Raw genomic sequence first — 13,122 nt, 5'->3', positions numbered from 1 at the left:
CCGAAATAGATCCGCGCGGTGTCGCCGACCTCGGCCTTGAGGGCGTTGTCGCCGGTCAGGGCCTTGAAGGCGCCGTTCATGACGTAATAGGTCGGCTGTTCATCGAGCAGCTTTTCGACGCTCTCGGTGAGCAGGCCCGGCGTACCCTGCGCTTCCTCGGTGTAGAGTTCGCCCTGCATCACGTAGAATTCGTGGTCCACCTCCGGCAGACCGCCCTCCGGCTCGACCAGGATCAGGCCGTACATGCCGTTGGAGATGTGCTGGGCGACCATCGGCGTGGCGCAGTGGTAGACATAGAGTCCGGGCTGCAGCGCCTTGAAGGTGAAGGACTGGGTCTCGCCGGGGTTGGCGTTGGTCGCCGCCGCGCCGCCGCCCGGGCCGGTCACGGCGTGGAAGTCGACATTGTGCATCATCACGCTGTCGGCGGCGTTGGTCAGGTTGATCTCGACCGTGTCGCCGACGCGGACGCGGACGAAGGGTCCCGGCACCCGGTCGTTGTAGGTCCAGTAGGTGTAGCTGGTCCCGTTCTCGAGCTGGCCGACGACCTCGGTCGTCTCGAGGTCCACCACGTGGTGGCGCGGACCGGCGGCCGCCAGAGGCGCCGGCAGGTCGGTGGCCCGGCGGATGATGTCGGCGGCTGGAGCCTCCGGGGCGACCGCCTCCTGGGCGGAGACGGTGGCCGGAGCCGCGGCGGCCAGGGCCAGAACGGCGGCGCTGGAGAGAAGTGCGAAGAGTTTCATGGATCATTCCCCGGGGGCTCTCTGCGGCCCCGACGGCGGTGGTCTAGGAGGGGCCCCGAACCGGGACTTTGCGCCGGAACAAGGTTCCCCCCGGCGTGCGACCGGGCGCCGCGTTCCGGCCAAACAGAATCTGCGGTTTGGAAAAAATATCTTGTATTATTCGGTGTTTACGGGGAGCCGTCCGGCGCCGTCCAAGGATCCGCACCAACCCCTAGGGGTTTGTACGGAGGCTCGTTCGCGCCCCGCGGGACGACCGCCGCCAACCGCGAAAACGGCGGAAGGACCCCCGCCGGGCGGCCCGCGGGGCCGTCGATGCGCCGGGGATGGGGCGGGGCGGTCAGCCGCGGTCGGAAACGCCGCCCTCGCAACCGCAGCAACTGTCCGGCGGCGCTTCCGCCCGGGCCCGCAGCCAGGCCGCTTCATGGGCCGCGCACCGCTCGACCAGCACTCGCCAGACCGGTTCGGCGATGGCGATCGACAGGCCGGCGCCGGCGGCGGCCCGCCGGACGTTGCCGAGGACCGCCTCGACCCGGTCCGGATCGCGCACCGTGTCGGGGTCGCCCTTCAGCCGGGCGACCGCCTCGACGATGCGCTGGCGCCGCCCCAGGGCCTCGACGATGCTCAGGTCCAGGGCGTCCAGTTCGGCGCGCAGGGCGGCGAGCTTCCGCCCGGTCACGGCGTCGCTCCGAGCGGTCGCAGGCCCGCCTCGCCCCGCAGATAGCCGCCGACCAGCTCGCCCGGCGGACCCGCCGCCCCGACCCGGGCGGCGAGTTCGGCGCCGTCGATGCGGCCGTCCGCCCGGTCGCGAAAGGCCGCGGCCACGGCGACCATGTCGAGGGTGTGCGGCGACAGGCGCAGGGCGGTGACCCCGGCCGCCCTCAGCGCCGCCGGGCCGGCGTCCGCGAGCTGAACCCCGTGCGACAGGGTCTGGACTCCATTGACCGCGAGGAAGTCGCGCCCGTCCAGCGTCTTCAGCGCCAGCCCGTCGGGGTCGCGGTCGCAGATGAACTGGCAGGCGTCCTTGTGCAGGCCATGGTGTCGGGCGTGATAGCAGCGCCCCGACAAGGCCAGCGGCAGCCGGCCGAAGGCGAACAGCTCGATCTCGAGCCCGGGACAGGCGTCGGCGATCGCCGAGACGGCCTCCAGCGACAGTTCGACATTGGCGCACAGCCGGACGCAGCCGCGGGCCATCAGCGCGCGGGCGGCGCCCTCATTGTAGATGTTGAGCAGGGGGCCGGCCACGAACGGCCCGATCCGCCCCTGCAGGCCCGAGACGTCGTTGATCTCGACCAGCATCTCCTGTTCGGCGGCGAGGGCGGCGATCGCCCTGCGGTCGCGCTTCAGGGCCGGCAGGCCGAGGGTCGACCAGACCACGGTCCGGCCCGCCCGGCCGAGGCGCTCGGCGGCGTCGGCGAGGGCGGCGTCGACCAGGGGCGCCCGTTTGCCGCACACCACCTCGCCCAGATAGACCCGGTCGACCGGGGCCTCGTCGGCGATGCGGGCGTAGAAGTCGCGGATGCGGTCGGGCGCCCAATGGAACAGCAGCGGCCCGAGGGTCAGCTGGATCGCGTCGGTCATCGCCAGGTCTTCCGGTAGGCGCCGGCGGTCTCGCGGCCGCCCTCGGCGAGATCGGTCAGCAGGGACTCGAACGGCGTCGGGTCGGCCCCCTGGTCGAGGGCGTCGATCGCCCCCCGGAAGGCCGCGGCGACACGCGCCACATAGGCCTTGCCGCGCTGGCGGCCCTCGATCTTGACGGCGGTGACGCCGGCGCGGCTCAGCGCCGCCAGCAGGCTCATGGCGTTGAGGCTGACCGGGTCCTCGAACAGATAGGCCTGACGCCCCTCCACGTCGAACCGGCCCTTGCACAGGGTCGGATAGCCGGCCGGTTCGCCGGGCCCGTAGCGGTCGAGGGCCAGACCCCCGAGGCGCGACACCAGCGCGCCCTGCTCGTCGGTGTAGCTGACCGCCTCCGGCGGCGAGCAGACGCCGCTGAGATTGGGCGATCGCCCGGTCACATAGGAGGACAGGGCGCAGCGCCCCTCGGCCATGACGCACAGGCCGCCGAAGACGAACGCCTCGGTCTCGACCGTGGTCTCGCGCATCAGGGCGGCGATCTCCTCGACGCTGAGCACCCGCGGCAGGACGACCCGCTTCACCCCGTAGGTTTCCGCATAGAAGGCGATGGCCTCCGGCGAACCGGCGGCGGCCTGGACCGACAGGTGCAGCCGCAGGTCGGGATGGGCGGCGCGGGCGTGCGCCAGCACGCCGAGATCGGCGGCGATGACGGCGTCCACCCCGGTCCGCGCCGCGGCGTCGACGGAGGCGCGCCAGCGGTCGCCGGCCCCGGCCCGCGCGAAGGTGTTGACGGCCAGCAGCACTTTCGCACCCCGGTCGTGGGCCCAGGCCACACTGTCGGCGAGTTCGGCCGGCGAGAAGTTCAGGCCCGGGAAGTTGCGGGCGTTGGTGTCGTCGCGCAGCCCGCAGTAGACGCTGTCGGCGCCGGCCTCGACCGCCGCCCTCAGCATGGCGGGCGACCCGGCCGGGCACACCAGTTCGACCGAGCCCATCTCAGCGCTCCCGCGTCGCCGGGCGCAGCCGGTCGAACACCGCGCCCATTCCGGCATTGACCCGCTCCCGCAGGGGCGGGCCGACGCCCAGCAGGTCGGCCACGGTCAGTTCGGCGGCCTCGAGGGTATTGTGCAGGGCGACCACCGCCCGGGTGTCGCCGTCGATGCGGATACGCCTCGAGAAAAACGCCGAGTCGGCGTCACAACGCCCGTCGAACAGCGCCAGCAGCGTCAGCAGCGGCCCGGAGATGCGGGCGGCGTGGGGAGTCCCGTCGGCCGCGCGTATCACCTGCACGACTCCGGAGCCGCCGCCGGGGCGCAGACGAAACGCCACCGGAAAGTCGGTCGGGGCGACGATGAAGGTCACGTCCCCGGCCTCGCCGAGCCGTTCGAACACCTCCGGCCGGCGGCGCGCCAGCCGGCGCAGGGCCAGGGTCAAAAGCAGCTCCACCGGGCTGCGCAGCGCCATCAGGGCGTGGGCGGCGGCCCCGCCGCGGCGCGATCCGGCCCGGGCGATCACGCCGCCGCCTCGAGATCCTGCCCCAGGCTTTCGCGGACCAGGGCGATGAACGGCGGGAACAGGGCGTCGCGGAACTCCGGCGCCGCCCAGTAGGGGTTCATGAAGACGCAGCGGACCAGCACCAGGCCCGGGACGTCGACGACGCCGCCGAAGCCGTCGACGTGGCGCGCCACCGCCGCCGCATAGTCGGCGCCGAGCGTGGTCTTCGAAACCGAAAACTCCGGAGAGCGATGGATCCGGTCGAACAGGGCCGTGGTGCGCCGGTTGGCGCTGGACAGGGATTCGCCCTGCGCGGCCACCGAGAAGCAGACGATATTGGCGTCGGCGGGCTGGAGGAAGCGGACCTCGGGCACGGCGGCGGCCACGGCCGCCTCGAAGGCCTGGCGGGTCCGCACCGTCTCGGCGATCAGGGCCCCCAGACCGGCCGGATCGAAGCCGAGGGCGCGCCCGCTCAGCCAGGTCGCCGCCGCCCCGGCCGCCGAGCGCGACCCCTCCAGCGTCGACGACCACTTGCCGTCCCCCAGCTCCGGCCGGTCCAGATAGGGGGCGTCGAAGGCCGACACGGCGTAGCCGGCGGTGTCGCGGGTCAGGAAGGCCCCGCAGGCGTAGGGCACATAGCCCAGCTTGTGCGGGTCGATGGTGACCGAATCCGCCCGGCCGATGGCGCGGAGGGCGGCGGCGCTGGCCGCCGACAGCACGGTTTCGTCCGGACCGCCGAGGAGGGCGCACAGGAAGCCGCCGTAGGCCGCGTCGACGTGCCGCCAGATGTGCACGCCCCGGTCCGCCTCCCAGCGCTCCAGCCGGTCATGCACGGCGTCGATCGGGTCGATCTCGCCGGTTTCCGTCGTCCCGGCCACGCCGACGGCCATCAGCACCGGCCGGCCGGCGGCCTCGGCCCGGACGATCAGGCGCTCGAGATCGTCGACGTCGAGACGCCCCTCGGCGTCGAGGTCGATCGCCCAGAGCGATTCCTCGCCGAGGCCGAACAGATTGGCCGCCTTGGACCAGGAATAGTGTTTGTTGCCCGGCGCCAGCAGCACCGGACCGAGGTAGTCCCGTCCCGAGGCGCGGCCGATCCGGCGCCAGATGTCGGCCGGGGCCCCGACAGCGGCGCTGTAGCGGCGCAGCACGGCGTCGCTCAACCCGTGCTCGGTCCACAGCCGCCGGAACCGCGCCCAGCCCATGTGGGCCGCGGCGAACACGTCGAGCGGCTCGCCGGTCTTTTCAGCGATATAGAGGCCGAGGCTGAGCCAGTGGTCGAGGCGGTAGCGGGCCCGCCACACGGCCTCGAAATTGGCCACCGTGCCGCCGGAGGTGAAATGCCCCTCGGCCGCCCCGGGATCGTAGCCGATCATGGTCGCCAGCATGGCGATGGCCTCGGCCTCGATCACGGTGCCGACCCGGCTGGCCTCGCGGGAGGTGTTGTTGGGATTGTGCAGCATCGCCGCCAGCCACCCGAACAGGGCCGGCAGCGACACCTCGGCCTTCATGTGGCCGATGTAGCGGGGCGTATAGGTCGGGGTCTCGGCCGTCAGCGCCTCGCACAGCGCGGCCAGCTCGCGCGACAGGATTTCGCGCCGCCCGAGCCGTTCGGGCGACGGCGGCTCGCCCTCGCCGACCAGGCGCGGGTCGTCGACGAACAGGCGCTTGCGCCAGTCGAACCACTGATCCAGCACCGCCTGGAACTGGCCGCGGACCCAGGTCTCGTTTTCCGAGCGCGGGCCGGGGAAGCAGGCGCCGGCGATGTCGGCGGCGGGGGTTGGGTTCATGGAATCTCCTGGGAGGTCAATCGCGCCGCGGTGAGGCGGCGTCGTTGTCGGCGCGCAAGGTCCCGCTCACGACGGCCGGGTGACGATCCAGCCGCCGACGCAGGCCAGCACGAGGCCGACCGAGGCGGTGACCGCGATACCCGCGCCCGCCGCGTGAACCAGCAGGCCGCTCACGGGAAGGCTCACCGCCGCCACGGCCTTGGCCCCGCGGGGGATGGCCCGGCGTTCCTCCCAGGCTTCCAGGGGCGGCCCCAGGCGGGGATGCTCCCGCAGCCAGGCCTCAAGGCGCGGCGAGGACCGGGCGAAGGCCCAGGCCGACAGGAGGACGAACGGCGTCGTGGGCAGAACCGGCAGGGCCACGCCGGCGACGGCTAGCGCCGCCGCGCCAAGGCCGAGCGCCTGCAGCATCAGACGACGCCGGCCGCCATGGCCGGCGGAGGGGGCGCAGTGACATTCCCCATAACAGCACAGGTCGGTCGGACACAGCGCCGGATCGGAGCCGTCGGAAACAGGGCAGGCCATGCGAGCATCCTCCCACGTCCCGGTCGCCGCCGCCTTGCGCTGGCGCAATAGTCAGAGCGACCGGCGCCACAGCATCGGCCCGTAGGCGGCGACGAAGCCGGCGAAGGCCAGCGCCCACAGCGTCGCCGAGACGGCCAGCAGGGCCACGGTCCAGTCCGCAAGGAAGGGCGCCGAGACCCGCACGACCGCCGCCGCCAGGATCAGCAGATAGATGGCGGTCGTCGAACGGTCGGCGACCCGCGGCCGACCCGTATGCCCCCGCGTGGCCCGGGTCATCATGGCCAGGGTCTCGACCCCCATGGCGCCAGTGGTCAGCGCGTGAATCCCGGCGGTGAACGGCACGGCCTCCGGAACCAGGGCGGCGAGCCCGAGCAGGATCAGTCCCACGCCGAGCCATGCATAGCCGGCGTGCAGAATCCAGACGAGCGCCTCGCGCCGCACCAGCCAGCCGCGCCAGCGCGCCAGCCGCGCGAGATTGGCCAGGCCCGCGAGGACCATGGCCGCGCCGGTCAGGGACGCCCAGGGTGCGGCGACCCAGGCGATGAGGGCGAGCGCGGTCAGGGCCAGAACGCCGGCGTCGAAGCGGTTGAAGGCCGTCGGCCCCCGGGCGATCCCGTGCGCCTGGGTCCAGTTCTGGGTGAAGCTGGGGGTCACCCGGCCGCCGATCAGGGCGATCAGGCCGGTGACGACCGCCACGGCCGCGCGTTCGGCGCCGGGGCCGAACAGCGGAATCTGGCCGCGCAGGTGGAAGGCGATATTGGCGGCCGCCAGCGCCGACACCAGCAGGCAGACCGGCAGGTTGCGACGGTTGCCGGCGGCCAGCACCTCGCGCCAGATCAGGCCGGCGAAGACGACGAGGAAGGCGCTGTCGATCACGGCGGCGGAAACGGCCATCGACGCCGGCAGGAACCCGGCGGCCCGCCCGGCGATCCAGAGGGCGAACAGGCCCGCCAGCTTCACGCCGGTCACCGGCAGCCGGCCGGTCCAGTTGGGCACGGCCGTCAGCAGGAAGCCGGCGATGACCCCGGCCAGGTAGCCGAACAGCATCTCGTGGATGTGCCAGAGGCGGCCGTCCATGCCGCCCACGGCGCCGTCGCCGACCGTCATCGACGCCACCCAGACCGGCACGGCGATCGCCGCCCACGCGGCCGAGAACAGGAAGAAGGGGCGGAAACCGAAACTGAACACCGGCGGGCCGGAGTATCGGCGCAGGCTCTGGGCTGTCGTCGCCACGGTGGGGTGTCCTTTGATGGGGGCGGGCCCGGCGATCCGATGTCGTGGATGTCGCGGTTATCGCGAGCGGCGTCCCGCCTGTATCCACGGATTGTCTCGCGTGTCTCGCCGGATTGTCCGGGTTATAGCGCCGGATTGTCTCGGATATGTCTGGTCCGACCTGTCCGGACTCCCTATCTTTCGGCAATCCGGAGTGGTCGAAATCGTCGGGGGCGGGGCGGGGCGACCCCCCTCCCCGCCCCTTGCGCTGGCGCCGGTTACTCTGCCGGCAGGACCGCCGGCTCGGCCGGAGAGTCGACCGCGGGTTTCGGCTTGAGACCCCCGATCACCAGCCGGGCGGCGAAGATCGCCAGGGTCACCGCGCCGGCCCCGAAGACCACGTCGCCGGGCACCCGCATCCACACCAGGGTCTGGACCAGCGGCGAATGGATCACCGCCGGCGAGCGGGCGTACCACATGCCGTGCTCGATGCTGGCGAAGGCCTGGACCACGCCGACGGGCAGCAGCGACAGGAACAGCATCATCGCCAGGCCGCCGTTGAGCAGCCAGAAGGTCCAGGCCAGCAGCCTGTCGCTCCAGGCCTCGCGCCGGGCCAGGCTGCGGAAGCAGAACAGCAGCAGGCCGATGCCCAGCATTCCGTAGACCCCGAACAGGGCGGCGTGGGCGTGGGTGGCCGTCGTGTTGAGGCCCTGGATGTAATACAGGCTCAGCGGCGGGTTGATCATGAAGCCGAAGACCCCGGCGCCGAGCAGGTTCCAGAAGCCGACGGCGACGAAGAACAGGATCGGCCATTTGTAGGCCTTGACCCAGGGCGCGGCCCTGGTGTGGCGCCAGTTCTCGAAGGCCTCGAAGCCGACCAGGGCCAGCGGCACGACCTCAAGGGCCGAGAACACCGAGCCGATGGCCATCACCGAGGTGGGCGTGCCGGCGAAATACCAGTGGTGCGCCGTCCCCAGCACCCCGCCGGTCATGAACACGATGGTGCCGAACACCACCGCGACATTGGCGACCAGCGGCCGGACCAGGCCGAGGCGGACGAACAGCAGGCTGATCACCGCGGTGGCGAACACCTCGAAGAAGCCCTCGACCCACAGGTGGACCACCCACCAGCGCCAGTATTCGACCATGCTGATGTGGGTGTGTTTGCCCCACATGAAGCCGGCCGCGTAGAACAGGGCGATGGCCACGGTGGACAGGAACAGGATCACCAGCACCGGCTTGGCCTGCGACTTCTGCCTCAGCGCCGGCCACAGGGCGCGGGTGACCAGCACCAGCCACAGGACCAGGCCGACGAACAGCAGTATCTGCCAGAAGCGGCCGAGATCGATATACTCCCAGCCCTGGTGGCCGAACCACCAGTTGGCGTCGAGGTCGAAGATCTGCTGCACGCCGAACCATTCGCCGGCCATCGATCCGAGCACGACGAAGACGAGCGCGACCCAGAGGACGTTGACGCCCAGGGCCTGGAACCGCGGTTCCTTGCCGGACACGATCGGGGCGATGTAGAGGCCGGTGCCCAGCCAGGCGGTGGCGATCCAGAACACCGCCAGCTGGGTGTGCCAGGTGCGGGTCACGGCGTAGGGAATCCATTCCGAGATCGGAATGCCGTAGAAGTCGTGGCCCTCGACCGAATAGTGGGCGGTGACGGCCCCGAGCCCGACCTGCAGCAGGAACAGGGCGATGACGGTCAGGAAATACTTGCCCGCCGCCTTCATCGAAGGGGTCGGTTTCATCCCCATCAGCGGATCGGCCGTGGGCGGTTCGAGGTGCGCCTCCTTCGGCTGGCGCGCATGCCAGAAGACCAGGGCGGCGACGCCGAAGATCAGCAGGATGACGCTGGCCACCGACCAGACGATATTGGCGGCCGTCGGCGTGTTGTCGATCAGCGGTTCGTGCGGCCAGTTCGAGGTGTAGGTGACGTCGGCGTTCGGACGCTCGGTGCCGGCCCCCCAGCTGGCCCACCAGTAGAAGGCGGCGATCTGGTTGCGGCGGCTGATGTCCGGCACCGCGTTGTTGGCGACGGCGTACTGCTCGCGCAGCGATTCCAGGGCCGGGTCGTCGCTGAACAGGGCGACGTAATGGGCCTTGACCTCACGCATGGCGGCGGCCCGGTCCGTGGAGACGGTGATGGTGTCGGTCGCCGCGTCATAGGTGTTGGTGCGCATCTCGCGCTTGACCCGGGCCTTCAGCGCCGCCTGGCGCTCGGCGTCGAGCCCGGCCCAGGGCTGGCCGAAGTCGCGCTGCGACCACATCTCCAGCAGGGCCATGGTCTCCCGGTGCAGCTGGTCGGCGGACCAGTCGGGCGCGACATAGCCGCCGTGGCCCCAGATCGAGCCGACCTGCTGCCCGCCCATGGACTGCCAGGCCAGCTGGCCGGTCTGGATGTCCTCGCGGGTCAGCAGCACCGTCCCGCTGGTGTCGACGACCAGCGCCGGGATCGGGGGCGCCTGCCGGTTGATCTCGCGTCCCATCATCCCGAGCACGGCGAACGAGGTCGCCATGATCAGGGCGAGGACGATCCAAAGTCGTTTGGTTGACATCTCGCTTGTATCCTTGCGGCCGCGCGGAAGAGCCCCGGTCCGGCCTGTTGAAGCTTCCATCCGTCGATCAGGGCGGCGGGACGTTGCGCGCCGACAAGCTCGGGGATTCCCCGGCCGTGGATTTTCCGAATGTCACACCGCCCGGGCGTGCCGGCTCGCCGCGGCGGGCAGGCGGGCGTCGAAACAGGCGGCCACGACGCGCATGACCCGGTGCGCTTCGGCGGGGATGGTCACGCGGCGGCCCTCGACCCGGCAGAGCCCGTCCGCCTGCAGGGCGGCGGCCGCGGCGACGGCCTCGTCGAGGGTTCCGGCGGCGAAGCCCTGACTGCGGCAGACCGCGCCGACATCGACGGCGAGATCGCACATCAGCCGTTCGATCACCGCGGCGCGCAACTCGTCCTCGGCCCCGACCGCCAGCCGGCGCGCCACCGGCAGGCGGCCCGCCTCGACGGCGCGGCCCCAGACGTCGGTCGCCGCCGCATTCTGGACGAAACCTTCGGCGAAGCGGCCGATCGACGAGGGTCCGATGGGCACGAGAACGGGGGCCGGATCGTCAGTATAGCCCTGGAAATTGCGCCGCAGTCCGCCCGAGGCCGCCGCCACGGCGAGGGGGTCGCCGGGCCGGGCGTAGTGATCCAGGCCGATGCGCACATAGCCCGCGGCCACCAGGGTCTCGTCGGCGGCCTCGGCCTGGGCCCAGCGGCCGTCGCCGTCCGCCAGATCGGCCTCCCGGATCATCACCTGGTGCTTCTTCATCCAGGGAACGTGGGCGTAGCCGAACACCGCCACCCGGTCGGGCCGCAGGGTGACCGCCGCCTCGGTGGAGGCCGCGACATTCTCCGGCGTCTGGCCGGGCAGGCCGTACATCAGGTCGAAATTGATCGCGGACACGCCCGCCCGGCGCAGCCGGTCGTTGGCGGCCGCGACCATGTCGAACGGCTGGATGCGGTTGACCCTGGCCTGGACCTCGGGATCGAAGGTCTGGACGCCGAGGCTGACCCGGGTCAGCCCCGCCTCCCCCGCCGCGTCGATGAAGGCCTCCGACAGCAGGCCGGGATCCAGTTCGGCCGCGACCTCGGCGCCGGGCCGCAGGGCGAGACGGTCGGCCAGGCGCCGGACCAGTTCGCGGAAATCGTCGGGCGACAGGGCGTTGGGACTGCCGCCGCCGAAATGCAGATGGGCGGCGCCGGCGTGCGGACCGATGGCGTCCGCCCACAGATCGATCTCCAGCATCAGGGTCTGGAAGAAGGCGCGGACCCGGTCGTACTCATGGAAGACGCTGGTGTGGCAGCCGCAGTACCAGCACAGCCGCTTGCAGAACGGCACATGGACATAGGCCGATATCGTCTGCTCGGCGCGGGTGGCCGCCAGCCAGCCCCGCGCCTCCGCCTCCCCGGCGGCGGCCTCGAAGGCGACCGCCGTCGGATAGCTGGTGTAGCGGGGCAGGTTGCGCGAGGCGTGGGACCGCCAGGCGGCAGGCAGGGGGCGGGGCGACATGGGCGGCGACCGATCCGTCCTCTCCGGCTAGGCCGCCGCCTTCCAGCTGGGCTGCAGCTCGACGTGCGGCGGGCACGGGGCGACCGGCAGCGGCGCGGCGCCGGCCAGCTGGTTGGCGAAGCCGTGGTTGACGTCGCGATGGTGGGCCTCGTCGGCGCGGACCACCAGCACCACGTCGCGCAGGGTCGCCCCGGCCGGCAGATTCCAGTAGCGGCGGGCGATCTCCGGCGCGGCCAGGTTCGGGCTGCGGCCCTCGTCGATCTCGGCGAGATAGTGGGTGTAGCTGATCACCGCCTCCTCCTCGAAATAGCCGACCAGGCGGTGCGCCGTCTTCGCGGAGATCAGATAGAGGCCGAAGAAGAACAGGTAGAAGACCCACTGCACGGCGATGACCACGAAGCGCTCGAACAGGGTCGGCCTGGCCACCTCGATGAAGGTCATCAGGTGCATCCGCTCGTTTTCGGCCTCGTCCATCAGGGTGCGGATCCAGCCGTTGTCGTCCCGCATCCGGCGCAGGGCCTTCAGATGGTTCAGGGTGGCGCCGACCATGCCGGGCACGGCGGCGACGGTCTCCAGCACCACGGCCCGGTGGCCATAGCGCCTGGCGAAGAAGGTGTCGGCGAAGAAGCGCAGCGCCTTGACGAATCCCCACGCCACACGGTCGGAAACGCCCCGGGGCGCATGGTGGACGGAGAGATCGACGAGGGGAGCGGTCATGGCGGCTTCCGGAAAACTGAAACGGGCCGGCGGCCCGATGCCGGTGAACTAGCCGCCGCCGGCGTCTGGTGAAATTCGGGGGATTCACCTACGGGATGTTGCGGAGGCGACGATGACGACCACGCCGATCGATGCGCTCGAGGCCCGGACTCCCTGGGACTGGCTGCTGGCGATTCGCCACACCGGCTACGGCCTGGCCGTGGCCGTGTTCGGCGCGGCCGTCGGGCTTGCGCTCCGGCTGGCGGCGACGCCGTGGCTGGAGGACCGCCTTGCGCTGCTGTTCTTCGTTCCGCCCGTGGTCGCGGCCGCGGCGCTCGGCGGCGCGCTCCCGGGGGCGGTGGCGACCGCCCTCGGCTGCGCCGCCGGCCTGTATGTGACCTGGTCGGCCGGCGCCCTGACCGGCGGCGACATCGCCGGCGGCCTGGTCTTCCTGGCCACCGGGGCGACCATCACCGCCGGCGGCGAGGCGTTCCAGAACATGCGTTCGCAGGCGGCGGCCGTGAACCGCGACCTGCGCGCCCGCGAGGCGCATCTGCAGTCCATCCTGGCCACGGTGCCCGACGCCATGGTGGTCATCACCGAGCGCGGCCTCATGCAGTCGTTCAGTCCGACGGCCGAACGCCTGTTCGGCTGGACGGCCGCCGAGGCGATCGGCCAGAACGTCAAGATGCTGATGCCCGACCCCTATCGGGAGGCCCACGACGACTATCTGAACCGCTATCTGACCACCGGCGAGCGGCGCGTCATCGGCGTCGGCCGGATCGTGGTCGGCGAGCGCAAGGACGGCTCCACCTTTCCGATGGAGCTGGCGGTCGGGGAGATGATCTCCGGCGACCAGCGCTTCTTCACGGGGTTCGTCCGCGACCTCAGCGAGCGCCAGCAGACCGAGCAGCGGCTTCAGGAGCTGCAGTCCGAACTCGTCCATATCTCCCGCCTCACCGCGATGGGCGAAATGGCCTCGGCCCTCGCCCATGAACTGAACCAGCCGCTGTCGGCCATGGCCAACTATCTCAAGGG

Annotated in this window: 12 protein-coding genes; 1 reads left to right on the top strand and 11 read right to left on the bottom strand. The window is 71.5% G+C overall.

All coding sequences use genetic code 11. From position 1 onward, the window contains the following. From Q0588_RS05955 to Q0588_RS05905, 11 genes are all read right to left on the bottom strand, one after another. A partial coding sequence (locus Q0588_RS05955) for a multicopper oxidase domain-containing protein (RefSeq protein ID WP_298744632.1) occupies nt 1-740 on the bottom strand: 740 nt, incomplete at its 3' end. Between the two features lie 337 nt (nt 741-1,077). Further along, nucleotides 1,078-1,416 carry a chorismate mutase gene (locus Q0588_RS05950; protein ID WP_298744631.1) on the bottom strand — a complete coding sequence of 113 codons (339 nt, stop codon included), beginning with the start codon at nt 1,414-1,416 and terminating at the stop codon, nt 1,078-1,080. After that, nucleotides 1,413-2,318: a U32 family peptidase gene (locus Q0588_RS05945; protein ID WP_298744629.1), complete on the bottom strand. Its 906-nt coding sequence runs from the start codon at nt 2,316-2,318 to the stop codon at nt 1,413-1,415. The genes Q0588_RS05950 and Q0588_RS05945 overlap by 4 nt, the downstream gene beginning before the upstream one ends. Then, nucleotides 2,315-3,307 carry a peptidase U32 family protein gene (locus tag Q0588_RS05940; RefSeq protein ID WP_298744628.1) on the bottom strand — a complete coding sequence of 331 codons (993 nt, stop codon included), beginning with the start codon at nt 3,305-3,307 and terminating at the stop codon, nt 2,315-2,317. The genes Q0588_RS05945 and Q0588_RS05940 overlap by 4 nt, the downstream gene beginning before the upstream one ends. Before the next feature lies 1 nt (nt 3,308). Then, on the bottom strand, nt 3,309-3,827 hold the full coding sequence (locus Q0588_RS05935; protein ID WP_298744627.1) for an SCP2 sterol-binding domain-containing protein: 519 nt from the start codon (nt 3,825-3,827) through the stop codon (nt 3,309-3,311). Beyond that, nucleotides 3,824-5,596, bottom strand: a complete 1,773-nt coding sequence (locus Q0588_RS05930; protein ID WP_298744626.1) for a pyridoxal-dependent decarboxylase — start codon at nt 5,594-5,596, stop codon at nt 3,824-3,826. The genes Q0588_RS05935 and Q0588_RS05930 overlap by 4 nt, the downstream gene beginning before the upstream one ends. Nucleotides 5,597-5,662: 66 nt before the next feature. Continuing rightward, nucleotides 5,663-6,118 (bottom strand): YbaN family protein, encoded by a 456-nt coding sequence (locus tag Q0588_RS05925; protein WP_298744625.1) that lies wholly within the window; start codon nt 6,116-6,118, stop codon nt 5,663-5,665. A gap of 51 nt (nt 6,119-6,169) precedes the next feature. Then, nucleotides 6,170-7,351: an NnrS family protein gene (locus Q0588_RS05920; protein ID WP_298744624.1), complete on the bottom strand. Its 1,182-nt coding sequence runs from the start codon at nt 7,349-7,351 to the stop codon at nt 6,170-6,172. A 257-nt stretch (nt 7,352-7,608) separates the two neighbouring features. Further along, nucleotides 7,609-9,891: a nitric-oxide reductase large subunit gene (locus Q0588_RS05915; protein ID WP_298744622.1), complete on the bottom strand. Its 2,283-nt coding sequence runs from the start codon at nt 9,889-9,891 to the stop codon at nt 7,609-7,611. A 132-nt stretch (nt 9,892-10,023) separates the two neighbouring features. Beyond that, the gene (hemN, locus tag Q0588_RS05910) at nt 10,024-11,388 is read right to left on the bottom strand and encodes an oxygen-independent coproporphyrinogen III oxidase (protein ID WP_298744620.1); all 1,365 of its coding nucleotides are present in this window, start codon (nt 11,386-11,388) and stop codon (nt 10,024-10,026) included. Nucleotides 11,389-11,415: 27 nt separating this feature from the next. Next, nucleotides 11,416-12,105, bottom strand: coding sequence for an alternative oxidase (locus tag Q0588_RS05905; protein ID WP_298744619.1), 690 nt, complete (start codon nt 12,103-12,105; stop codon nt 11,416-11,418). Between the two features lie 112 nt (nt 12,106-12,217). On the opposite strand from Q0588_RS05905, the gene Q0588_RS05900 reads away from it, so the two are divergent. Beyond that, on the top strand, nt 12,218-13,122 hold a 905-nt coding region (locus Q0588_RS05900), incomplete at its 3' end, for a PAS domain-containing sensor histidine kinase (RefSeq protein WP_298744617.1).

Source organism: uncultured Brevundimonas sp. (genome assembly GCF_937870815.1).
Taxonomy (GTDB): Bacteria; Pseudomonadota; Alphaproteobacteria; order Caulobacterales; family Caulobacteraceae; genus Brevundimonas.
Note: the sequence above shows the minus strand (reverse complement) of the source record. Positions and strands in the feature narration are given on the sequence as shown.